Origin of the sequence: Halobacteriovorax sp. RT-1-1, from assembly GCF_047085455.1 — a bacterium.
Classification (GTDB): Bacteria; Bdellovibrionota; Bacteriovoracia; order Bacteriovoracales; family Bacteriovoracaceae; genus Halobacteriovorax_A.
The window spans coordinates 844818-866662 of the sequence record NZ_JBKIXZ010000001.1 but is presented as its reverse complement, the minus strand read 5'-3'; the positions used below and the strand labels follow the sequence as shown (position 1 = coordinate 866662).

General features: G+C 37.3%; 24 protein-coding genes. 9 read left to right on the top strand and 15 right to left on the bottom strand.

What is annotated here, in order from left to right:
- The first annotated feature begins 58 nt into the window (after positions 1 to 58).
- Entirely contained in the window at positions 59 to 652 is a 594-nt protein-coding gene (locus ACMAWV_RS04300) for an RDD family protein (RefSeq protein WP_412469876.1), read from the top strand.
- Between the two features lie 189 nt (positions 653 to 841).
- Here ACMAWV_RS04300 and ACMAWV_RS04295 read toward each other — a convergent pair whose 3' ends face one another.
- The 4 genes from ACMAWV_RS04295 to aspS form a co-directional block, all read right to left on the bottom strand.
- Positions 842 to 1216, bottom strand: a complete 375-nt coding sequence (locus ACMAWV_RS04295; RefSeq protein ID WP_103216413.1) for a hypothetical protein — start codon at positions 1214 to 1216, stop codon at positions 842 to 844.
- Positions 1217 to 1261: 45 nt separating this feature from the next.
- Complete coding sequence (locus ACMAWV_RS04290; protein WP_392990960.1) at positions 1262 to 2752, bottom strand: hypothetical protein; 1491 nt, start codon at positions 2750 to 2752, stop codon at positions 1262 to 1264.
- Between the two features lie 77 nt (positions 2753 to 2829).
- Complete coding sequence (locus ACMAWV_RS04285; RefSeq protein ID WP_412469877.1) at positions 2830 to 4290, bottom strand: SLC13 family permease; 1461 nt, start codon at positions 4288 to 4290, stop codon at positions 2830 to 2832.
- Between the two features lie 50 nt (positions 4291 to 4340).
- Positions 4341 to 6131 carry an aspartate--tRNA ligase gene (gene aspS, locus ACMAWV_RS04280; protein WP_392990956.1) on the bottom strand — a complete coding sequence of 597 codons (1791 nt, stop codon included), beginning with the start codon at positions 6129 to 6131 and terminating at the stop codon, positions 4341 to 4343.
- A gap of 30 nt (positions 6132 to 6161) precedes the next feature.
- Here aspS and ACMAWV_RS04275 point away from each other — a divergent pair, with 30 nt between their 5' ends.
- Positions 6162 to 6686, top strand: a complete 525-nt coding sequence (locus tag ACMAWV_RS04275; RefSeq protein WP_412469878.1) for a DUF192 domain-containing protein — start codon at positions 6162 to 6164, stop codon at positions 6684 to 6686.
- Here the strand turns inward: ACMAWV_RS04275 and ACMAWV_RS04270 are convergent.
- From ACMAWV_RS04270 to ACMAWV_RS04250, 5 genes are all read right to left on the bottom strand, one after another.
- Complete coding sequence (locus tag ACMAWV_RS04270; protein WP_103216409.1) at positions 6631 to 7509, bottom strand: septum formation initiator family protein; 879 nt, start codon at positions 7507 to 7509, stop codon at positions 6631 to 6633. The genes ACMAWV_RS04275 and ACMAWV_RS04270 overlap by 56 nt on opposite strands.
- Positions 7510 to 7664: 155 nt before the next feature.
- Positions 7665 to 8501: a hypothetical protein gene (locus ACMAWV_RS04265; protein WP_103216408.1), complete on the bottom strand. Its 837-nt coding sequence runs from the start codon at positions 8499 to 8501 to the stop codon at positions 7665 to 7667.
- An 82-nt stretch (positions 8502 to 8583) separates the two neighbouring features.
- The gene (locus ACMAWV_RS04260; RefSeq protein WP_021266446.1) at positions 8584 to 8808 is read right to left on the bottom strand and encodes a YggT family protein; all 225 of its coding nucleotides are present in this window, start codon (positions 8806 to 8808) and stop codon (positions 8584 to 8586) included.
- 81 nt (positions 8809 to 8889) lie between these two features.
- Complete coding sequence (locus tag ACMAWV_RS04255; protein ID WP_412469879.1) at positions 8890 to 9183, bottom strand: hypothetical protein; 294 nt, start codon at positions 9181 to 9183, stop codon at positions 8890 to 8892.
- On the bottom strand, positions 9180 to 11519 hold the full coding sequence (locus tag ACMAWV_RS04250; RefSeq protein WP_412469880.1) for a DNA polymerase II: 2340 nt from the start codon (positions 11517 to 11519) through the stop codon (positions 9180 to 9182). The genes ACMAWV_RS04255 and ACMAWV_RS04250 overlap by 4 nt, the downstream gene beginning before the upstream one ends.
- Before the next feature lie 102 nt (positions 11520 to 11621).
- Here ACMAWV_RS04250 and ACMAWV_RS04245 point away from each other — a divergent pair, with 102 nt between their 5' ends.
- The 6 genes from ACMAWV_RS04245 (at position 11622) to pheA (ending at position 16658) form a co-directional block, all read left to right on the top strand.
- Complete coding sequence (locus ACMAWV_RS04245; protein ID WP_412469881.1) at positions 11622 to 12110, top strand: hypothetical protein; 489 nt, start codon at positions 11622 to 11624, stop codon at positions 12108 to 12110.
- A 76-nt stretch (positions 12111 to 12186) separates the two neighbouring features.
- Complete coding sequence (locus ACMAWV_RS04240) at positions 12187 to 12624, top strand: 6-carboxytetrahydropterin synthase (protein WP_103216403.1); 438 nt, start codon at positions 12187 to 12189, stop codon at positions 12622 to 12624.
- A gap of 204 nt (positions 12625 to 12828) precedes the next feature.
- Positions 12829 to 13920: a chorismate mutase gene (locus ACMAWV_RS04235; RefSeq protein WP_103216402.1), complete on the top strand. Its 1092-nt coding sequence runs from the start codon at positions 12829 to 12831 to the stop codon at positions 13918 to 13920.
- Positions 13921 to 13939: 19 nt separating this feature from the next.
- Entirely contained in the window at positions 13940 to 15097 is a 1158-nt protein-coding gene (locus ACMAWV_RS04230) for a pyridoxal phosphate-dependent aminotransferase (RefSeq protein WP_412462944.1), read from the top strand.
- Complete coding sequence (locus tag ACMAWV_RS04225; RefSeq protein ID WP_412469882.1) at positions 15097 to 15828, top strand: prephenate dehydrogenase/arogenate dehydrogenase family protein; 732 nt, start codon at positions 15097 to 15099, stop codon at positions 15826 to 15828. Before ACMAWV_RS04230 ends, ACMAWV_RS04225 begins: the two co-directional genes overlap by 1 nt.
- 8 nt (positions 15829 to 15836) lie before the next feature.
- On the top strand, positions 15837 to 16658 hold the full coding sequence (gene pheA / locus ACMAWV_RS04220; protein ID WP_146037739.1) for a prephenate dehydratase: 822 nt from the start codon (positions 15837 to 15839) through the stop codon (positions 16656 to 16658).
- Here the strand turns inward: pheA and ACMAWV_RS04215 are convergent.
- From ACMAWV_RS04215 to ACMAWV_RS04200, 4 genes are read right to left on the bottom strand one after another with little or no spacing between them, the layout of a single operon-like run.
- Entirely contained in the window at positions 16655 to 17428 is a 774-nt protein-coding gene (locus ACMAWV_RS04215; RefSeq protein ID WP_103216398.1) for a PP2C family protein-serine/threonine phosphatase, read from the bottom strand. The genes pheA and ACMAWV_RS04215 overlap by 4 nt on opposite strands.
- Positions 17418 to 18164, bottom strand: a complete 747-nt coding sequence (locus tag ACMAWV_RS04210) for a protein kinase domain-containing protein (RefSeq protein ID WP_412469883.1) — start codon at positions 18162 to 18164, stop codon at positions 17418 to 17420. Before ACMAWV_RS04210 ends, ACMAWV_RS04215 begins: the two co-directional genes overlap by 11 nt.
- On the bottom strand, positions 18157 to 18768 hold the full coding sequence (locus tag ACMAWV_RS04205) for a septation protein IspZ (protein ID WP_103216396.1): 612 nt from the start codon (positions 18766 to 18768) through the stop codon (positions 18157 to 18159). Before ACMAWV_RS04205 ends, ACMAWV_RS04210 begins: the two co-directional genes overlap by 8 nt.
- Positions 18769 to 18779: 11 nt before the next feature.
- The gene (locus tag ACMAWV_RS04200) at positions 18780 to 19565 is read right to left on the bottom strand and encodes a WYL domain-containing protein (RefSeq protein WP_103216395.1); all 786 of its coding nucleotides are present in this window, start codon (positions 19563 to 19565) and stop codon (positions 18780 to 18782) included.
- A 90-nt stretch (positions 19566 to 19655) separates the two neighbouring features.
- Here ACMAWV_RS04200 and ACMAWV_RS04195 point away from each other — a divergent pair, with 90 nt between their 5' ends.
- Positions 19656 to 20153, top strand: coding sequence for a hypothetical protein (locus ACMAWV_RS04195; RefSeq protein WP_146037738.1), 498 nt, complete (start codon positions 19656 to 19658; stop codon positions 20151 to 20153).
- Here ACMAWV_RS04195 and ACMAWV_RS04190 read toward each other — a convergent pair.
- Positions 20103 to 21017: a pseudouridine synthase gene (locus tag ACMAWV_RS04190; protein ID WP_412469884.1), complete on the bottom strand. Its 915-nt coding sequence runs from the start codon at positions 21015 to 21017 to the stop codon at positions 20103 to 20105. The two genes, ACMAWV_RS04195 and ACMAWV_RS04190, sit on opposite strands and share 51 nt — an antisense overlap.
- A complete protein-coding gene (locus ACMAWV_RS04185) occupies positions 20992 to 21837 on the bottom strand; it encodes a flagellar motor protein MotB (RefSeq protein ID WP_103216392.1) in 846 nt (281 codons plus the stop codon). The genes ACMAWV_RS04190 and ACMAWV_RS04185 overlap by 26 nt, the downstream gene beginning before the upstream one ends.
- Positions 21838 to 21845 lie beyond the last annotated feature (8 nt).

The following is a 21845-nucleotide window of genomic DNA, read 5'->3' as shown; positions in this document are numbered from 1 at the left end:
GGCGCTTTCTTAAGCGTCCTTTTTTTTACTCTCCTGCGTTCATACCGATAAACACTGTATGAGCACGAATAATAAGCTATCTGAAATTTACGATTACTACAAAAAAAGCAAAGCCGCTAAGAAGATAAGACAAGATCGTCTTAGAAAGAGATTCTACGCTTTTATCCTAGATATTTATCTTGTGGTTTTTGCCAATAAGGCACTAACTTTTATTTGGCTTTCATTTGTAAATAATTTCATTTCAAATATTTCGACTTCGCCAAAGGTTTCATCAATGGCATTTCAGAGTCAGACAACACAATTGTCATTAGCTATTATGTTCTTTAGCTACTTCTTCTTTTCTTACTACTTAGGAAATGGACAGACTTTAGGGAAAGCATTTTTCAAGTTAAAGGTTGTGAAGTCACACGATATAACTGAGCCATTAAGTGCCCTTGATTGCTTTGGACGCTCAATCGGCTATGTTTTCGCTAACCTACTTTTCTTTTTACCACTTGTGATCAACTTCTTAAGGCATGATCAAAAAGGTGTGCAGGACTTCATCTCTCAAACTCATGTGATCAGTACAGAAGAATTCGCTTATGCACTAGCAGAGATCCAAGCAGATACCGAGCCAGTTGAAGAAGTTGAACAAATCAGCCTATTCGGTTAGGGGCGCGGGTACCAATCGAGAATTCGGATACTTAACTAAGAATTACTTCTTAAATTCACAAAAATACAATAACGAACACTCCATAAAGCGATGCTTCGAGGCTAATTCATTAAAAATTTCATGGAAAAGTGAGAATTAGATATGATTCTCTCTTCTATATAATTGAATTCTCGATTGGTACCCGCGCCCCTAAAGTTCGAGATTGGCGAAGATCTCGCTGGCACGGCCCACGACACGTGACTTTAGTTTTTCGTCACAGCTCACTGACTTACTCGGACGACTCCCCTCACACTCTTTTTGATATGGCTTCATAACTGTCTTATTAGCAACCTTAGACTTGTTATAGCCTTCACTACTTCCATTAAAGAGATCACGCTGAGAACTATCACTTGAATCCCACGGTCTTTTCACACAGGCCTTATGCTCACCTTTTTGCGTACGACGAGAACGCTCCTCTTTATGATCGAGTATAATCTCAAGTAAAGATTCATCAGAATTTTCAATACGATTTTTAATCTTATTCTTTGTCGTTTTAACAAAAGTTTTTTCTAAACTAAGGGCCATAATATTCTATTTTATCTGCCCCTATGATTTCGTGCAACAAAGAACTTACTGGTCTCCGTAAAGGCTATTAATACTGGCCTTTAGCTTCTCCATGCTCTTGGTTCTTAAAATTACTTCATCACTATTTAAGAGAACTTCAACTTCTCGATCAACTGTCTTTCCACCTTTTCTCACAATATTATCTAGAACAGAAATGCTACAACCATTTCTCCCCTCAATATAATTGTGTTTTACATTTGAGTTTTCTGTACGCTCAGACATTTGAAGATTTCGCCTGGTCTGTCTTTCAAGAATATATGCAATTGAAGCAGCATCACATAACTTCGCTAACTCAAGACGAGAAACATCTTTGTAGCAATCATCCTGAACAAGTCCAAGGATGATGAGCTCTTCTTTCGCAAAATTATCAAGAAGCCCTTCTCTATGAGCAACTTCGAGGTAATCCCTTGGGTACATACCATCAGCACAAACCGTATCAATACTTCCACCTAGGGCCTGGTAATGAAGAAGATTATTCATATTATTAAAAATGGCAGAGCTTTTGAGATCTTCCATGATGGCCTGCTGCTCATAAGAGCCAAATAAATTACTAGAAGTGGCCATTGCTGGATATGTAGAACTTATCGTTTCTTTCATATGATTAGTATTGAGATAAATCCCTTTAGCAAATTCACATGCCAGATTATCTCCTAACCCATTTCGATAAGACTCTGCCACATCAATATGCTTTGATATTAAATCAGAAATCGGAGATGGTTTCCCTCCAAGTGATCTTGAAAGAATCTCTTGTCTAATTAACTCCATAACCTTTGTATCATCAAGTCCCCCAGATTCGAGAGAAAGCTTTAATAATTTATAATAGTCGTCTGAAAGGTTTCCATTGGCATCCATACCTATATAACGAGGATATTGATTTGCAGCCTTTGCAAGTTTGGCCCCTTTGTAATTTTCTTTAAGATAACTAATTAGTCCATCCACATCACCTTCGAAAGTAATATAGGCCTTTGCTAACTCAAGATCTTTATACGACTCATTATCGACAATATAGCCAGAAGCTTGGGCCGAACGAATAAGACGTTCGATAGCGGGATTTACTTTATAGAAACCAGTATTTGTTTCTACATTATATTCATAGTATGGAGCTGTGGAATTACTTATAATCTCAGTTACCAATTTTTCACGCTCACTACGACTTAACTCATTCTTTGGATCAACACTTGCGAAATAACTTTCTAAGTCCACTGTATCATTAGCTGAATGGGATATATGATACTGTAATTGATTTTTTGCAAATGCAGATGCAATCGCTTTTTTATCTGGCATTTTCAGATTAACACCGTAATTCGTAAAGCTGCCCCCCATGCCCATTCCCATACCAGGATAGCCACCCCCAGAAGAGTTCATATTTTGATTCTGTTCTTGAACCATGACACATTCAACACATGCATCCATCTCGGCAAAGTCTTCGAACTTATCATCAAAGGCAAAGGTTAAAAGAGAACAAATTGATATCGTGGCGATTTTAAGTGCTTTCATACTCGACTATTCGGAGTGAGTAATTTGTACGCTTAAATAATTAATGAACTAAATAAAATTAGGAAAAATCATCCAAGCTAAGACATTATCACAATTAGGGACAAACTAATAAATGCCACAATATTGAGAATAACGCCAAAGCTAATCATACGATTCATAGGGACGAGACCTGTTCCATAGACAATTGCATTTGGTGGTGTGGCAACTGGTAACATAAAGGCCATATTACAACTAAAGGCCACGACAAAAGCCGCAGTAATACTTGAATAATTTGCTTGAGTTGCTGCTGCAATCAGAATTGGAACTAAAACATTGGCCGCAGCAGTATTGCTTACAAGCTCAGTGAGTAATATTGAAATTCCAACAACAAGAACAAGAAGAGCAGCAAAGCTCCAGTTACTAAAAATACTAATCAAGTTATTTGCCACAAAATCGGCAATTCCTGTTTTAAAAAGTGTCGATCCTAGAGAAAGACCAGAGCCAAAGAGTAACAGTGTTCCCCAATCAATCGTCTTAATATCATCTTGATCTAATAATTTTGTACGACTATAAATTGGTGTCATAAAGAGAGTACAAGCAGCAATGATAGCAACCATCCCCGCTGTTAAATATTTTTGTACATATATTGAAACGATATGCCCCTTACCTAATATGAGAGAGCATAAACTTGGAGCAAACCATAAGAAAATTGTAATCGTAAAAATGAGCATTAAGCGTATTTCGTTATTTGTAATTTTATTATTCTTACCTAAGCTCATCATGAGATCATTCTTATCAACTTTCTTAATATCTTCAGTAATTTTTCTCTTTGCATAGAAGAATAAAATTATTGAAAAGAAGATTGTCAGGGGAAAGCCAAACTTGCACCAATCCCAAAAAGTTAAAACTTGATTTGTATGCTGCTCAAGTAGTCCCATTGTAATAAGGTTTGGAGGAGAACCAATTGGAGTGGCCATTCCACCAACGGATGCTGCATAGGCAACAATTAACAAAAAATACTGCTTTGTCTTTTCTTCTTTCACTTTAAAAGACTTAAGTAAGCCAAAACCGATTGGCAGCATCATTGCAGTTGTAGCGGAATTTGAAACCCACATCGAAAATAGACAAGTGACACCAATAACGACGGCCAGAGTACGATTGAAGTCGCCATCAATGAAGCGAGTATTTAGAATCGTCACCGATAATTTTCGATCAAGGCCAAGCTTCTCCATCGCACGCGCTAAAAGAAATCCTCCCATAAACAGAAAGATAATCTGAGAGCTAAAACTACTGAAGGCTTCTTCAAAAGAAACCACACCAAATAGAACAGTCAGAGCAACTCCCATCATTCCTGAAATAAATAAAGGAGTACTTGAAAGAAGCCATTGAATAACAACATAAGAAAATATTGCTAAGAATGTTTTTGCATTAGTTTCGAGCTGTAAATCTGAAGTATAGACTAAGAAGAAAGCGACGATTCCAAGAAATTGAAAAACCACCGACATTGTCGAGCTATGTTTCCACTCATGTAAGAATTCACGGTACAAGCTTTTAAACATAGATCAATATTCCAAAAAAGAGGCCCTCCTAATAAGAGGGCCTTCTACAATTATTTTAAGAAACCAAAGTGTAGTTCATCAGTCTGCTCTTTTGAAGGAACAGATGGTGCATTCGACATCATATCACTTGCTGTCGTTGTCTTAGGGAACGCGATTACATCACGAATATTATCAGTTCCGGCCTTAACCATTGTGATACGGTCTAGACCTAGAGCAATACCACCATGTGGAGGTGTTCCGTACTTAAGCGCATTTACAAAGAACCCAAATTGATTAGCAACTTCTTCTTCACTCATACCAAGAACTTCAAACATTCTTTCCTGAACTGCACCGTTGTGAATTCTAATTGATCCACCACCAAGCTCGTACCCGTTACAAACGAGGTCGTATGCTTGAGCAGGAAGGTCGCGAAGAGTTTTATTGCTAACATTGATCTCTTCGTTCATAAATTTATCCATTTCACTAATCTTAGGAGAAGTGAATGGGTGGTGTTTTGCATAGAATCTTGATTCATCAGTTTCAAAACATGGGAAGTCATTTACCCATAGGAATGCGTAACCGTCTTTGATTAGACCAAGCTCGCGCCCTAGGTGGCGACGAAGAGCATCTGCACTATCGTGTACAATTCCCTCTTGATCTGCAAAGAATAGCCATGTTCCATTTTTTGCATCTCCATCTAAATCAGAAAGACTTGATAAACTTGCAAGAACCTCTTCAGTAATGAATTTAGAGATACCACCAGAAACGGCACCATCTTCAACTTTAAAGAATGCAACACCTTTTCCACCGTGAGGTTTTACAACATCAACGAATCCATCAAGAATCTTACGAGAAAATGTTCCCATTGAAGCTGGTACGAACATCGTCTTAACCATTCCACCACTTTCAATTGCTGATTTGAAAACACCAAATTCAGTATCTTTAAAAATGTCTGAAACAATATGTTGCTTTAATCCAAAACGTACGTCTGGCTTATCTGAGCCGTAGTCTCTCATTGCATCGTTGTAATGCATAACTGGAATTTCAAAATCAGCGCCTAATTCAAAGATATTTCTCATAAGATCAGTTGCGATATTTTTCATATACTCTTCAGTAGCAAATGAAACCTCAATATCGATTTGAGTAAACTCTGGCTGACGGTCAGCTCTTAAGTCCTCGTCACGGAAGCACTTACAGATTTGGAAGTACTTATCAGTTCCACCAATCATAAGAAGTTGTTTAAGTGTCTGTGGCGACTGCGGAAGAGCGTAAACGTGACCAGGGTGAACACGAGATGGAACAACGTAGTCACGAGCACCTTCTGGTGTCGACTTATAAAGAATTGGTGTTTCAACTTCGATGAAGTCGTTTGCACTCATTGTATTTCTTACGTCTAGAGTAATTTTAGAACGAAGCTTTAGAATATCTTGAAGCTTCTTTGTTCTTAAATCTAGGTAGCGGTACTTAAGCTTGTTATCTTCTGTCGCTTCAGTTGCACCATATGGAAGAAATGGAATATTATTAATATCACACTCTGATAGAACTTCTAGTTCAGTTACGTGAACTTCAACTTCTCCTGTGGCCATATTCTTATTTAGCGCTTCTTCAGGACGTCCTGCAACAGTCCCAATAACCTTGATAACTGATTCAAGATGACATTTTTTAAGAAGATCAGCGTCGCCCTTGAAGTTTGTGAAGTTAAGTTGAGTTACACCAAATTTATCTCGTAAATCGATAAAAGTTAGACCACCTAGGTCGCGGTTCTTATTTACCCAACCGCATAGTGTTACTACATTACCGATGTGCTCGGCCCTTAATTCTCCTAAATTGTGAGTTCTCATCAAACCCTTAATCTGTGACATGCTAATCCTCTTGATATATAGTTTTTTGGTATGAAATTTATAACAAATTCTTCACATATTCTCAGTACATTTTTTGTATTTCTACTATTAACGCTAGGCACACATTCACATGCCCAATTTATTAATCCGAAGTGGGCCGAGAAGATCATGATTACGCCAAAGAAGAATGAGATTAAAGTCTCTTGGGCAGTATCAGAAGAGGAAAAGCAACAAGGCCTAAGTGGACTAAAGGCCAACAAGATGAAGAAAAGTGAAGGCCTCGTTTTTGTCTATCAGCAAGAGATGCCACTAAAGTTTTGGATGCCTGATACTTACTTTGATCTCGATATTATTTTTTTAGATAAGAACTTTAAAGTTATTGCTATTGAAACACTACCTCATTATCCAAGTCGCAATGAACCGCAAAAGATTCCAACAACTAAGGTTTATCAAGGTCAATTTGTTTTAGAATTGCATGCCGGTATGGCAAAGAAGTACGGAATTACTAAGGGCTCCCAACTTAAATGGAAGAAAGCCCTCGATCAGAAGTTTCAGAAGTCTCTGGGAATAAAATAAGATACTCATCACGAGCGATATAACCTAAGTGATCACGGACAAGTTTCTTTTTATAGCGGTGATTATTTCTGATTAAATCAAGCTCTTTCATTAGGCCATCATTCTCTGCTTTTAATAGAGTCACTTCATGGTAAGCCTGATCAAGCGTCGATTTCTTATCAAAGTATTCAATTACCCCACCCTGAGAAAAAACTAAGCGGCCTAGAAGGAATAAGCAAAATCCCCAACATAACTTCACACCCCAGTGCGTAAGCTCACCTTTCTTTTTAGATTTAGATTTTACTTTTCTCTTAGCGCTTACCGCAGTCTTGGCCTTAGCAATTGCCTTTACTGGTGTTTGGTCAGCATAATTAACAGCTGCAGGAGCTGTTGTCTTCTTTCTAAGAGGTGAAGACATTTCAATATTATCTGCTTGAGTAATTGGTTTTCTTGTTGGAGCTGCACTTGGTGAAGCTGAAACTGATGGTTTTGGTGCTGCACTTGCTTCACGTTGAGCTCGTTGTGCTCTAAGTTTCGCCAATACAGACGATCCGGATTCACTTGATGCTCCTTCATCACGAGATGGAGCAGACATTGGTCTTGGACGAGCACTTGTTGCAGATGCCCTAGGCATTGGAGGCGGCGTTCCCATTGGGGCAGAAGCACGACTCGGTGCACCTGCAGGAGTCCCTCTTTGATCTTGTCTCGAGGCCATCTTTGCACGATTTCTTTCAATCGCTTTTTGCATTGCTGCACTTCTTGAATTTTGCTCTGAACTACTATTAGTCGTCGATGCAGACCCTGACGCAGAAGGTCCACGATTTCTTCCTAGTGAAAACTGCAAACTTACATCCTGTTTTTTGCGAAGTATTCCTCATGAATACTTTTTTTCCCAATATCAATATTTTAATGCGTTTCAAAATTTCACACAAGTAGTTTTCTCACGGAAAACTTATCGTGACAAAGTGCACAAAGGCGATTCGAAGTTTTTTTATTCGTTTACGAAAGAAGATTTTGAGAAGTCGAATAATCAAAATTTGTGTTTAAAGACTCGATTTGAAGCCAAAACTTTCTGATAGTTGCCAACTCAATTAGATATAATTTCAAAGTCTCATCAAGTCCTCTTAGAATCTGAGCATCACTATCAAGCTCTCCTTCTTCAAAAACTAAAGATAATTCTTCAAATATTCGGTGAAAGCGATCTTTCGGCTTTAGAATGAAATGCTTTTCTGAAATACTAAACTCTAAAAGATTCATTTTCTCTTCCAGGGCCTTTTCCAGACGTGTGAAAAGAATACTTGCGATACACACATCGCCAATTGGACCTAGTTTCAGTCTTTGTCCGCTCCCCTCAAGCTTATGGCTTTTAAAATTAATGCGAATGGCATCGTCACTTCTTTGATACCACCAGCTAAAGCCCGGGTCAGAGATATTGCAAATTAAATCTTCCTCTAAAGGGAAGCGCTTATTAAAAATTTGATCGTAAATAACTTGAGCAAGATCTAAGTTAGGAATTTCGTAGTAAAGAGATTCGGCCACTTCACTCTTTTCAATTCGTAGTGACTTAAGTGTCGATACATCGCCAGAGCTAGCTAATTCGAATGTTTCACTAATATTATCTGTAATTACACCACGAATACTAAAAGTCGAGCTACTTTTAACGATATTGTATACGAAACCAGAGGTTTGAGGATATTCAACACATGATTCTGATTCAGACTCTAAACTTTGTGAGCCAAAAAGAAATTCATTGCGAAAATCTTCATCAGCTAAAAATTGTTCTTGTGTATTAAGATTAAAAGTCTCTTGTGTAAGAAAATCAAACTCGTTGTGCACTAACCCCTCCATAGGCAATACATATAATTATAATTTAATAACTTTTGATACGTATTGGCAAGAATTTGAAATTACAAAGAAACTAAAAAACTGCGACGAAAATCTTTAAAAATAAAATCACAATCATCGGAGAGATATCAAATGGAATATCCATTTCTGGCAACATACGACGAACAGGGCCACATGTGTAATCAGAGAGCTGCTTTATTCTTACACAAATTGGATGTGATTTATATTGAGGGATATAAGAAATAATCACATCAATAATGAGAATAAAAATATAAATATCAATTAGTGTTCGAATCAAAATACAACCCCTTTGAACTGCTAAATAGGATATATAAGAAGCCTAAAAAGTTCAAGGGATGGTTAGCAAATAAAAGCTTACCTATTTCACGATACTGGCCGGAATGCCCCTTCCAAGCTTGTTGCAGGCGATTTCATATTTATTCTGACAAGATAGCTCAAGATACTTTTGTGCCTTAGCATACTCCCCATCTTCCTGATAAATATCAGATAATAAGAAACAGGCCGGAGCATTATTTTCTTGTTCACAAACATATAAGTAGAAATCGCGTTTGAAAAAAATGTAAAAGATTGCCATGATAAAAAAAACAGAACCCATGAAGGCCCAGTTCTTCTTATAGCTTCTTTTTGGTGCTGTATATTCTTGATCGCTCATTCAAATAAACTCATTTGTGAACCCATGACAATATCGTCAAAGGAGATACCCATAAATTTTAGCACATCAGTTGCAACTGGTGATAACTGTTTATCAATATAATGCTGATAATCGATGTCCTTAGGCGCAAAAACAAGAGGAACAGGGCCATGAAGCGTCATTAAGTAATCGATTTTTCTGATGTTCTTATCAGGTTCTCTCTCCTGTAATAACCTAGCGGCCTTTACATGAGGAGGATTTGTTTTTGTGTATTCGCTGATATCTTTTGATAATCGTTTTGAATAAACCAATTGCCTATCAAAAAAACCATTCTTTAAATCATTAACGTAATTCTTAATATATTCATTTAAAGACTCTGAATTAAAAAACCTCTTATAGATTTCATACTGAAAGCTTTTAGCGGCCTTCGTCCAATCAGAACGAACAAACTCCATTCCAGAAAAATATAATTCACCATTTTCAAAAATTCCGGCATAGCGCTTCTTTGCACCCATTTCAGAACTTCGAGATTCAGGGATAAACAACTTCTTAAAGCATTTCTCATATTCCATTTCAAGATGAGACTCGAGGTCGTAATCTCTTTCGATTAACTCCGTTAAGTGAGTTGTTATTTTACGAGCTAGATCTGTACCGGCCTTATCCTTTTGAGATGATTCTAAGAACTTTAATTTTATGAAAACAGAATCAGTATCACCATAGACAACTTCGTAGCCAAGAGAGCGTGCATAATTCATGGATTCATTAAGAAGCCACTGACCTGTTGATGTTATCGATGTCGCTAGATCCGCGTGATAAAAGCGGCAACCACCAGAGCCCATTACACCATAGAAAGAATTCATGAGAATTTTAACGGCTTGAGATAAGTTCTTATCCTGCCTTGTTTTTGCTATTTCACGCTGTTTTAAAAGAAAGTCAATTTGTTCTGGAAGAATATGCTCTGTCTTAGAGAAAGCAACTCCATTTTTAAGTATTGTTGAATTCACATCCCCTTTTAAGCGCGAAAGTGGATCAATCTTAAAAGTTTTAATAATTGTTGGGTAGAGAGATTTAAAATCTAAGACCACAACATTTTCATGAAGGCCTTTCGTTCCTTCAATAACAAGTCCACCCAGAGATGCACTTTCCTTATCAATATCTAAGGTATTTCCCGCAATAAAACCTTTACGGTGTAGGCGTGGTAAATAAATATGATCAAAAGCACGTGTTGAACTTGATAAACGATCAATTAACATTCCACTTAATTGTACGCGACGATAGAGATGTTCAATAATTTCTAACTTTTTATAAATATCTAAAACAAGAGTACAGTCGAGAATATTATACTTTGCAAGAGCATGCTTTTCTTCTAAGAAACGTCTTGTAATTTCTTCAACCTTATCCATTCCTGTTTCAGTGATATCTTTATTTGCACCAAGAACTTCAGTAGCAACAGTATCAAGTTTAAAATTTTCAAATTGATAGAATGCTGCTCTTAAAGTTGGCGGGCCATCAATAACCTGACGACCAGCTATTGTTGAAAACCAACCGGCTCCCTTTCTTTCTCTAAGACGTACTTGCGAGCCATCACGGCCAAGATTAAATTTAATGCCAAATTGTTGGCACTTGCGCTCTAAAAATTTTAAGTCAAAACCAATAACGTGCCACCCAACAATGAAGTCAGGATCATAATCAGGAAAATCATTAATGAATGCAATCATTAACTCTTTTTCACTTCGATAAAAAGTTGTTAACTCATCATTAGTATATTGGCCGCTTTCATCAACCATATAAACTTTCTTAATATCGCGATCACCTATTTGATGTATCGCAATCGAATACAGATCATTGCCCATACTCGTTTCAATATCTAAGGACATGATATTAAAATTAGGCGTTGGTTTTTGGGCGGACTCATGAATTCCCAAAGCCTTCATTTGAGGATTGTGGAAGACACGCATATTGCCAATCATTTGAACTTGACCTTGAATAAGTACTTCTCCATTTATGAATCTCTCCATAAGGAAGCGCTCATTTGGCCTAACGTCACTTTCATAGGTACGAATCCCATTTTTATGAAAGTGCTCTCTCGTATCCATAAGATCTTTATGACGATTAAAATAGATACCATCTAAAGTTCTGCCATTAAAGGCCTTAAGGTTTAACTTCTTTCTTTCTCCTTGAAAGCTAAGATTTAAATTAGCATCACTTTCAATAAAAAAGAGAGGTCTTTCATTTGAAATAATTACTTTGATCACATCCTCTGATGTCTTAATCCAGAAGATTAAATCCATATGATTTGCCTGATCAACGACCTGATCGTGAATGATAAAACCTTGTGTACTCGTGATATTCGTCATAGACAGAGCGTAGCTTATTTAAAGCAATTTGTTAAAGAGGATTTAGCCTTTTTTAGCATTTTCTTAAGTTTAGACATTGGTAAAAGCCCCGATATGCAGGGCATGACAATAACAATCGTATTCACAGTATTCAATTTAGTTTTTTTAGTGGATTTCTTTTCGGAGAAAGATGACAAGGGCAAGAAGTATCGCTTACTAAGCTATATGTTCTTTGGTGTCTTGGCACTCTTATCCATTCAAGTTTTCCAAAACCCTGTAATGAGCGTGGTATTTACAGCACTATCACTTCTATCCCTAGGATTCGCTCTTTTAAATGAATTCTTAAATCCCCCTAAGAATTCGAAAGAGAGGGTCTACAATGGCCTAGTGAATATGCTCTTACCAGTTGCGATTTACTTTATTGCCCTAAGATGGTTCCCTTCACAAGGAAATCTCGTGGCAGCAGAAGGAGGACAAGATATTAATCGCAATATCTTCATTATCCAAACTCTTCTTGTTCTGGGCGTAGCTTTCAAGTATTCCCCTACCCTCATCTTTACCAAAAAAGCTACGAAAGAACTTAATGAAGATATCAAAACTATCAAGTTATAGTCCCATCTGGGGCTAGATCATGTGGCCATGATTACCCGATCTATGCTAGTGTGTAGATACTTAAACGGAGATAATTATGGCCACTTTTAAATCAACAAAACACTTCTATGGCTTCCCATGTACACACCGTCAATGGAAAGCAGATTCACATTGTCGATTCGTTCACGGATACTCACGCTCATTCCACTTTGAATTTGAATGTTCACAGCTGACTAAGGAAATGTGGGTAATGGACTTTGGTGATCTTAAAGACGTTAAAGCTTGGCTTGATGATATGTTTGATCACACTTTTCTTGCATCACAAGACGATCCATTTATGGAAGAATTTAAAAAACTTGATGAAGCTGGTGTTGTTCAACTTCGAGTCCTTCCAAATGCAGGAATGGAAGGAACGGCCGAATTTGTTTATGAGAAAATGTCTGAACTAATTAAAAAGAAGACAGACGGTCGCGTTTGGATTTCACGTCTAGAAGTGAAAGAAAACGAGAAAAACTCAGCTATTTATATTCCATAATTCTTGTCGTGGGTTCATTATATTTCGAGTATATTGGGCCCATAACTATCCCTAAGCAAATAATTCCATTTAGAACAAATAAACACTGAATAAATTAAGAAAATTTAAGTCAATTTCGATGAGTTAAAGACTTGAATAGTATTGTATTGAGTAATATAAATTTATCTTAATACTTGACCAAAAAGAAAGCCTAAAGGATGTCACATGAAAATAGCGCCACTAAACTCTTGGATAAAAATTGATGAAAAACCACTTGTTATCGCAGGCCCGTGTTCTGCGGAAAGTGAAGAGCAAGTATATCAAATTGCAAAAGAGCTCGTGGAGAATGGCAAAGTGGACGCCTTTCGTGCAGGAATTTGGAAGCCAAGAACTCGCCCTAATACATTTGAAGGTGTAGGTCTTGTTGGTCTTCCTTGGATGGAACAAGTTAGAAAAGATTTTAATATTCCAATTACAACTGAAGTTGCCAATGCCTCTCACGTTGAATTAGCACTAAAACATAACGTTGATATTCTTTGGATTGGGGCACGTACAACTGTTTCACCTTTTGCTGTTCAAGAAATTGCAGAAGCTCTTAAAGGTGTCGATATTCCTGTTATGGTGAAGAACCCAATCAATTTAGACCTTGCTCTTTGGATGGGTGCTATCGAAAGGTTCTCAAATGTAGGTCTTGATAAACTTGCTGCGATTCACAGAGGTTTTTCAAGTGCAGAAAAAACGAAATATAGAAATAAGCCTTACTGGGCAATTCCAATTGAATTAAAAAGACTTATGCCTGAGCTTCCAATTATCTGTGACCCTTCACACATTGCAGGGAATCGCAACCTAATTGGAGAAGTATGTCAGAAGGCCATGGATATGAATATGGATGGTGTGATGGTTGAAACTCATATCACTCCAGAAAAAGCATTAAGTGATGCCGCTCAACAGGTAACTCCAAAAATGCTTCACGATATCATCACTCACCTACAAGTAAGAGATGCTATTGGACACAATGATGGCTTTGAAGACGAACTTAATAAACTTAGAAATAAAATCGATCAAATTGATAATGATATCCTAGAGTTTATGCATATGCGTATGAATATCGTTAAGCAGATTGGTGCACTTAAGAGTGCAAATAACGTAACTCCACTTCAAGTAGGAAGAATGGATACGCTAATGAATGATCGTATTGCTAAGGGTGAAAAGCTATCTCTTGATCGCAGATTTGTTGAAGAGCTATACCACGCAATTCACACTGAATCAGTTAGAGAGCAAACTCGAATGATGAATGATTTTAAGAAAGAATCTTAAAAAGTGATATAATTAAATTATGAAAGTATCTGAAAGAGTGGAAGGAATTGCTCCGTCTGGAAGTATCCAGATATCGGCACAAATTACAAACCTTAGAAATCAAGGAAAGGATATCATCGGTTTAAATATCGGTGAGCCTGATTTTCTACCAAAAGAAAGTATTCTTGAAGCAATCTATGAGGCCCTCAAGAAAGGGAAAACTAAGTATTCTTCAGTAAGTGGTGAGCCAGAGTTAAGGCAAGCTATTGCAAGTTACTTTAACAAACGTTGCAATACTCAGATTGGCCCTCAAAATATTCTCGTAGGTAATGGCTCAAAGCAAATTATTTTCAACTCTTTTCAATCAATTCTAGATGAAGGTGATGAAGTTATCGTCCCTATCCCATATTGGGTAACTATTCCTGAAAGTATCAAGCTAGCTGGAGGAAAGTCTGTTTTTGTTAATTCACAAGAAGATTTTCACCTTGATCTTGATGCAATTAAGAACGCTATTACACCTAAGACAAAAGCAATCTATATCAATACACCAAATAATCCATCAGGTGCTGTGTATACAAGAAAAGAATTAACAGAACTTGGAGAGCTTGCTATTGCTCATGATTTAATTATCGTAAGTGATGAAGCCTACGAGTCTCTGACTTATGACTGTGAATTCGTCTCACCTCTTATGCTTGGTAAAGAAATCGCAGATCGTTCAATTTCAATTCAAAGCTTTTCAAAATCATTTTGTATGACAGGCTTTCGTGTCGGTTACATGATTGCCAAGGAAGAATTCATTAAGAAAGTTGATAGTTTTCAAGGTCATCTTTGTGGAAATATTCCACCTTTTACTCAATATGGTGCAATCAATGCCATTGAGCATAGTGATGAAATTATTGGCGATATGCTTAAGACCATGCATGAGCGCAAAACTCGTGCCTATGAATTATTTTCTCAACTCTTTAAAGTCTCTAAGCCTCAAGGAGCATTTTATCTATTCTTAGATATAAAACCATTTATTGAAAAAGGTATCGTAAAGGATTCTATTGAGATGGTTCAAAAGCTAATTGAAGAAGCTGGTGTCGCTCTTGTTCCAGGAAAGTTTTTTGGTCAAGATGATTATATTCGCCTAGCTTTTACAGATTCTGTTGAACGTATTGAACAAGCTTATGAAAATATAAAAAAGGTTCTTTGTTAATGAAAGTTGGAATAATTGGTTTCGGACGACTTGGAAAGTTAATTTCAAAATACCTAGAAGAAGATTTTACAGTTGAGGTTTATGACATCAACGAAAGTGTAAAAACGGAAGTTGAGGCCATGGGTTGTCACTTCAAGTCTCTTAAAGAAGTTGCAAGTAATCCAATCGTCATCCCTTTTGTTCCAATGAATAAATTTGAAGCAGTCATTAAAGAAATAGCACCAATGTTATCAAAGGATGCTCTCATTGCTGATGTTTGTTCTGTCAAAGAAATGCCTGTTGAAGTGATGAAGAAATACTTACCTGAATCAGTAAGTATCCTTGCAACTCACCCAATGTTTGGACCGGACTCAGCGGGTGAAACATTATTTGGAACAAAGATAGCGGTTTGCCCTGTTCGCATTGAAGATAAGTATTATCAAAAGATCTGTGCCTTTATGCGTTTTCATGGAATTAAAGTTATTGAAACAACTGCCGCAGAACACGATAAACAAATTTCACACTCTCTTCTACTCACTCACATGATTGGGAGAACGCTAATGGATATGGATGCGAAAAAACTTCCTATCGACACTAAAGGTTACCGAAGACTTTTAAAAATTCTCAAGACTGTCGAAAATGATTCATGGGAATTATTCGCGGATATGAATGAGCATAATCAATATGCCAAACAAACCCGTGAGGACTTTATTGAATCATTTAATAAAGTAGTTAAAAGGCTTGAGAATTGAATAAAGGCATGAAGGTAGCATTTCAAGGCACCAAAGGTTCTTACTCAGAAGAAGCACTCTATAAATATTTTGGTAAAGACGTTAAGGCCGTGGGCATTGCCCTAAGTGAAGACGTATGTAGCGCCCTTGAAAATGAGGAAGTCGCTTGTGCCATCTTACCTATCGAAAATAGCATCGTCGGAAACGTCGATATCAATATGGATTTAATTTTTAAACATGACTTCTTTGCCATTGGCGAACTCTACCTAGAAATTAACCATTGCCTTATGGCCAATCAGGGTGTTGATGTAGCGGACATTAAGGCCGTCTACTCTCACCCGATTGCCTTGGCCCAATGCCATGGCTTTTTTAAAGATCAAGGCCTAAAACCTGTTGCTGAATTCGACACTGCAGGTTCTGCCAAAATTATCTCAGAGTCGAAGTCTTTGAATGAAGCCTGTGTTGGATCTCGTCTATGCGCTGACTACTACGGCCTTAATATCATTCAAGAAAAGATTCAAGATGAAGCGGCAAACTACACGCGCTTTCTAATTTTCGTCAAAGAAAAGAATATTCCAACAGGAATTGGGAAAGAAAAAACAAGTATCGCTTTCACAACAAAGCACCACCCAGGAGCACTTCTTGGTTGCCTACAAGTTTTCGCTGACTACAGCATCAACTTAACAAAACTAGAATCCCGCCCTATTCCACACGAGCCGTTTAAATATATCTTCTACGTGGACTTCATGGGTGCCCTTCACAATGACAAGGTTCAAGAATGCCTTAAAGAGTTAAAGCGCGACGCTAATGACATTAAGATTCTTGGAAGTTATCCTGCTGGACAATTCTAAGCCTTAACCTTTCGAATCGCGATAAAAGAGATGTCATCGTACTTAAGCCAAGCATCTTCGTTTTGAATTTTACAAAACTCAGCGAGGTTTTCAAATGACTTATCAAAAATCCCCTGTCCAATAAGTTCAGTAAGGGAGTCATGAGGGATATTGTCGAATAAACCATCACTTCCAATGAGAATGGTGTGACCTTTTTTGATATTGGCCCCAGAAGTTGATTCAATCTTAATAACGTCATCACCCATGAGGTTATTAACGTAATTTCTTTCAGGGTGAGCAAGGGATTCTTCCTGACCTAGAACGCCGGCCTTAACCATATGGCCAACTCCAGAGTGCGGAGTAGAAGTATAGATTTCATTGCCGTGGGCATTCCAATAAAGAATTTCCGAATCCCCAACGTGGTAGAAGCGAACCATATCATCTTTTATCTGGGCAAAGGCAAGAGTTGATCTTGCTCCGGCCTTAAGGTCAGAGACGTGTTGATTGGCCGTTTCAATAAGTTCAATACAATTACTTCCATCTTTATACTGGGCCACAGCTTCAACGATAGCAACGGCCGCATCTCGGCCACGTGGATGTCCTCCAGCACCGTCAGAAACTCCAACAACAAAAGATTTCTCTTCACCACTAATAAAGAGTGCATCTTCGTTATTGTCATTAGTTTCTTTTAGTTTGTGTTTAGCTATGAAGTAACCAATTCGATAATCACCAAAATCGAAAATTTCATGTTCAAATTCTTGTATATCGGAAACAATTTTCTTAAACGGCATCTGACCAATCCATGGTTTCTAGGTGATAGCGAAGCATACTAATATTCTTAAAACGATTTAAGATCATCCCACGTTTAAGTCCACAAATAATGTACTTAATCGATGGTGATAGCTTTTTATAATGCTTCTGTCCTCCTAGGATATCATAGAAAATTCTGATGATTTTGATAATATCTTCATCGCGATTATCTTTTTTCGAATCGCCCCAGTGGTGAAGATCGATAATCTTTAAATCAAACTCTAATCCAAAGCGACGAATAATAATATTTTCAGTATGAAGGTCACCATGATACTCACCTTCTAAGTGGATTGATTCAACACCGACAACAATCGAATAAAGTAAGTGGATGGCAGAAAAGATTTCCAGACGCTTATTCTTTTGTTTTTGAATAAACTCTCCAAGCATCTCCCCTTCAATAAACTCAGATGTTAGGCAGGCAACTTTTTGACCTTTAAGAGTAATTAATTCATGCGATAGGCAGTCCATAACAATTGGACTATGTTTAAGCTTTTCAAGCTTCAATGAATATCTAGTGCTTACCTTGAATTTCTTATTTCTTTGCGGGAAGTAAATTTTTACGGCCCTTTCAATATTGGTGTGTTTTTCTCTTACGCGGTAAACTTCACCTTCGTAACCAGAACCAAGTTTCTCAATGACAACATAACGCCCGGCAAGGGTGCGCCCAGGAGCAATATCAAACTCTTCAATCTCAACTATATCGCCTGTTTTAGTCAAATGGTCCTCCACGGTGTGTATGTAGCATATCGGCTTGAGAGTGCATTTGCTCAAGCATAATCTTCTTAACCTCACGTCTTATTATAATAATTTCTAAAACAAGAAAGACGGCAAAAACGATATAGAAACCGATGGATTTAAAGAAGGCCCAACGTGAAGTTGATTCATAAATAGCAAGGTAGCCCATAAAGATTCCATTAAAGAGTAAGAAGTAAGCCAAGTGGTACTCGATCTTTGTCATGATCTCTTCGGGAATATTTGCTTTCTTTTCCATATCTTCCATCATGGTAAGCATTAAGCTTTTTCCTTGCCTAAGATTAAAGATCAGAAAGCCACTTAGAAAGAGGCCTGTAAAAAATGGCTGAAGCTTAAACCACACACCATCGTGTCCAATTAAAGAGATTGGTCCAAGAACTAGAATGATAATGAAATTTAATTTAGAAATAGAGTGAATATGTTTAAAGAAGATCTTTTCAAATATGATTTCTATAATCGCCAGTGAAAGACCACCAATAATGGCAATCTCCACTGTCTGTGTTTCTTCCAGATACCAATAAAGAAGCGCTGGGAGAAACGATATTAGAAATAAGTTATTCTTTTTCATCTCATATCGGATTATGCAGCATTTCTTCTTTTCTGGCAAAACTCCTCAAATTCTTCTTTAATACAACTTGGTTCAAGAATTTCAATTTGATCACGCATTGAATATAGCCAGTCAAATAAGTATAGCGACTTTTCAACTGAGGCCGCCCAAATGATTTCTCCATACTGATTTGTTGTTGAGTATGGATGACCAAGAAAGATTAAATTACTAATTGGAGGTAACTCAAAGCCATAATTTAACTTTAGGACTAAGCGCTGGTCACTTCCATCAATATGTCTTAAGGCATTGATATATTCTTCAATTTCAAATCGTGAATACATGGAAGAGTAGTCGAATTCTTGAAATTCAATATCATCGACTTCGTTCATATCAATAGTGATTAATTTCTTAGTCACAACATCTTCACTAATGACTTTATATAGATTTTGAGAAAGAACGACTCGCCAAGGTCTAACTTTCTTTTTTGATTGATCTAAGAAAGTAAACTCACACACTCTTCCTTCTTTACAAGCGGCCTGGATATCTTTGATCAATTCACGATGTGAAGTATTCTCCAGTAATACATCTCCATAATCTCTACGCCAAGAAAGTGGCATTAATAAGAATTCATCATCCTTAGGGCGCAGATCAATCGACAACCCATAAAAGTGAGACTTCTCATAGAACATATAGAATTCATCTCGATTAATGTGATTTTTTCTTAGGAAAGTAACCAAACTGATTGGCTTTCTAATTTCTTCTAAATTAAACAAAATATTCCAAAAATTTTGATCTTCCATAGACGAAAATGACGTCATTACAGCTCCTTAAATAACCTACTATATTTATCGGATATGGCCATCATTTCCTTTAGTGATTTTTATAAAATTTAGTGCGATAATATTGCTATGGTATTGAAATCACTACTTAGAAATCCAGTACTAGGATTCGGAATATTAATATTTATTATCTTTATCTTTCAGTTAAGAGAAAACGGTGCCTTTCAAAAAAGAGCGGATAGTATGCTTGCAACTTCATGTCGTTCAGTAAAAGTGCGTCTTGATAAGTATATGCACCCTTCTTGGAAGATTGAATGTAATAAAAATAATCTCGAAGTGACAATTCCTGTTGATGAAAAGATCGTACCAGAAGGCACTGACAAAGAAATCCTTCGCCAAGAAATGTATAAGGCGTTGGCCAATTCTTATATTTCAATTTCACGCTATGCTATGGATGAAAGTCTTGAGCGTACGATGATGGTCGTTGTGAAACTTGTTCACCCAAAAATGATTCTCTCTTCTCTTTCAGAAGGGAAATATGTCGTGAAGTTAAAGACTCTTAAGAATAAGAATAACCTAGCTCGCCACATCCATCAGACTATCCAAGTCCAAGAGGTCGCAGAATAAGTCTGCCTTCTCTGCTTTAAAACAAGTCGTGTGTCCATTAACGTCTAAGCAATACTGAAATGCGTGTAAATAAAGACGCTTATCTTGTTCTTTATTATATTCTTCGTTATAAAGCGGATCCCCGATAATTGGAAGGCCAGCATTAGAAAGTTGAACACGTATCTGATGGCGATGTCCTTCGTTGAGTGTAACCCTAACTAACGTAAGATTCTTTCTTTCGTGATAGTAGAGAGAATCTACCTTTAAAGTCGCTTCCACTCCAACATCATTCACAATCATCTTCTCACCTTTAATTCCACTTGAAACGAGACGATCTGTTAGATGTAAACTCTCTTCAAGCTTGCCACTTACGACGGCCAAGTAAATCTTCTCTTTTGCAATTTGAGAAAAAGAATTACGAAGATTCTCATGGATGAGCTCATCTTTAATATAGATAAGCACACCACTCGTTAACTTATCAAGGCGATATAAAAGGCCCTTCTCATAATCCGAGCGAGGGTTTCCAAGGCTTGGAAGATTAAAGTGATCACGCATGAAATTAAGAACAGTATTTGTTTCACTATACTCCATAGGGTGTCCGTGGATCCCCTGTGGCTTATTTAAAACGATAAAAATATCATCCTCATAAATCACTTCAATAGCAACTCCTGTGTAGATAGGATTGACGTGATAGCGATTTAAAAGGTCTCTTGGCAGATATAGCTCACTCTTAGGAGCAAGATGCGACTGTAGCGCAACCTTTGATATATAAGAGGTCTTGATTGCTTTATTGGAAAAATGGAGCTCCCCTTTAAGGAACTCCTTTAATGTATCTTTTTCAGTGAGATTACAGAAATTATTATTGTGCTTCAACTTTGTGGCCATTATCTTCTAGATCACGTTTTCTTATCATAAATTCAACTTTACGATTTTCATTATCAATCTCCATTTGAGATCGACCAGGAAGATCAGTTAAACGAGTATCACCATAAAATACCGTTGAAATTCTTTCTGGATTGATCCCTCTTCTAATGAGAGATTTTGTGGCCGCAGTGGCACGGGCCGATGATAACTCAAGAGCATCACTCTTACCATCATTAGAAACTTCACCGCGAGCAGCATAACCCATAACAAAGACTTTCCAATTTCGCTTTTTAAGAAGATCAATCATTCGCTGATAAGAAGATACCGCAATCTTTGTTGATTCAATTTCAACAGAGCCGCGTTTAAAATAGATTTTATCTTTTATACGAACAACGATCCCTTCAGATTGTTCATATACTGTCACATTTTCGCTTAAGTTAAATTCCTTAAGGTCGTGGCGCATATTTTTTAAAACTTCTTCAGAGCCACGATTAATTTCGTGTTTATCAAGTAACCCTTCCATTGTAAGAAATTCAATTGGAAATGGTTTGATTGGAGTTTGTGATTCCATCATTGTTGGAAAGTTATCAGGAGACTTCCCCTTTTGAATAACTTCACCCTGCTGAAGAACGTTACCACCAAAGGCATTGCGAATTGAACCAAGGGCCGCTTCATACTTAGCAGTCTCAGTCTTTGCAAAAGAAAGAAGTAGTACGAAGAATGTTAGTAGAAGTGTTACAAGGTCAGAGAATGTAGCCATCCACCCCGGAAGGCCAGGAACACACTCAGGACACTTTGCTTTACCACCATCATCTACTACTGCAGCACTATCATCTGCCATTTCTTACT

Excerpts from the sequence above, each read along its gene's own strand:
- ACMAWV_RS04300 (WP_412469876.1), top strand. The coding sequence starts at position 59 with ATGAGCACGAATAATAAGCTATCTGAAATTTACGATTACTACAAAAAA.
- ACMAWV_RS04295 (WP_103216413.1), bottom strand. The coding sequence starts at position 1,216 with ATGGCCCTTAGTTTAGAAAAAACTTTTGTTAAAACGACAAAGAATAAG.
- ACMAWV_RS04290 (WP_392990960.1), bottom strand. The coding sequence starts at position 2,752 with ATGAAAGCACTTAAAATCGCCACGATATCAATTTGTTCTCTTTTAACC.
- ACMAWV_RS04285 (WP_412469877.1), bottom strand. The coding sequence starts at position 4,290 with ATGTTTAAAAGCTTGTACCGTGAATTCTTACATGAGTGGAAACATAGC.
- aspS (WP_392990956.1), bottom strand. The coding sequence starts at position 6,131 with ATGTCACAGATTAAGGGTTTGATGAGAACTCACAATTTAGGAGAATTA.
- ACMAWV_RS04275 (WP_412469878.1), top strand. The coding sequence starts at position 6,162 with ATGAAATTTATAACAAATTCTTCACATATTCTCAGTACATTTTTTGTA.
- ACMAWV_RS04255 (WP_412469879.1), bottom strand. The coding sequence starts at position 9,183 with ATGAGCGATCAAGAATATACAGCACCAAAAAGAAGCTATAAGAAGAAC.
- ACMAWV_RS04250 (WP_412469880.1), bottom strand. The coding sequence starts at position 11,519 with ATGACGAATATCACGAGTACACAAGGTTTTATCATTCACGATCAGGTC.
- ACMAWV_RS04245 (WP_412469881.1), top strand. The coding sequence starts at position 11,622 with ATGACAATAACAATCGTATTCACAGTATTCAATTTAGTTTTTTTAGTG.
- ACMAWV_RS04240 (WP_103216403.1), top strand. The coding sequence starts at position 12,187 with ATGGCCACTTTTAAATCAACAAAACACTTCTATGGCTTCCCATGTACA.
- ACMAWV_RS04235 (WP_103216402.1), top strand. The coding sequence starts at position 12,829 with ATGAAAATAGCGCCACTAAACTCTTGGATAAAAATTGATGAAAAACCA.
- ACMAWV_RS04230 (WP_412462944.1), top strand. The coding sequence starts at position 13,940 with ATGAAAGTATCTGAAAGAGTGGAAGGAATTGCTCCGTCTGGAAGTATC.
- ACMAWV_RS04225 (WP_412469882.1), top strand. The coding sequence starts at position 15,097 with ATGAAAGTTGGAATAATTGGTTTCGGACGACTTGGAAAGTTAATTTCA.
- pheA (WP_146037739.1), top strand. The coding sequence starts at position 15,837 with ATGAAGGTAGCATTTCAAGGCACCAAAGGTTCTTACTCAGAAGAAGCA.
- ACMAWV_RS04215 (WP_103216398.1), bottom strand. The coding sequence starts at position 17,428 with ATGCCGTTTAAGAAAATTGTTTCCGATATACAAGAATTTGAACATGAA.
- ACMAWV_RS04205 (WP_103216396.1), bottom strand. The coding sequence starts at position 18,768 with ATGAAAAAGAATAACTTATTTCTAATATCGTTTCTCCCAGCGCTTCTT.
- ACMAWV_RS04200 (WP_103216395.1), bottom strand. The coding sequence starts at position 19,565 with ATGACGTCATTTTCGTCTATGGAAGATCAAAATTTTTGGAATATTTTG.
- ACMAWV_RS04195 (WP_146037738.1), top strand. The coding sequence starts at position 19,656 with ATGGTATTGAAATCACTACTTAGAAATCCAGTACTAGGATTCGGAATA.
- ACMAWV_RS04190 (WP_412469884.1), bottom strand. The coding sequence starts at position 21,017 with ATGGCCACAAAGTTGAAGCACAATAATAATTTCTGTAATCTCACTGAA.
- ACMAWV_RS04185 (WP_103216392.1), bottom strand. The coding sequence starts at position 21,837 with ATGGCAGATGATAGTGCTGCAGTAGTAGATGATGGTGGTAAAGCAAAG.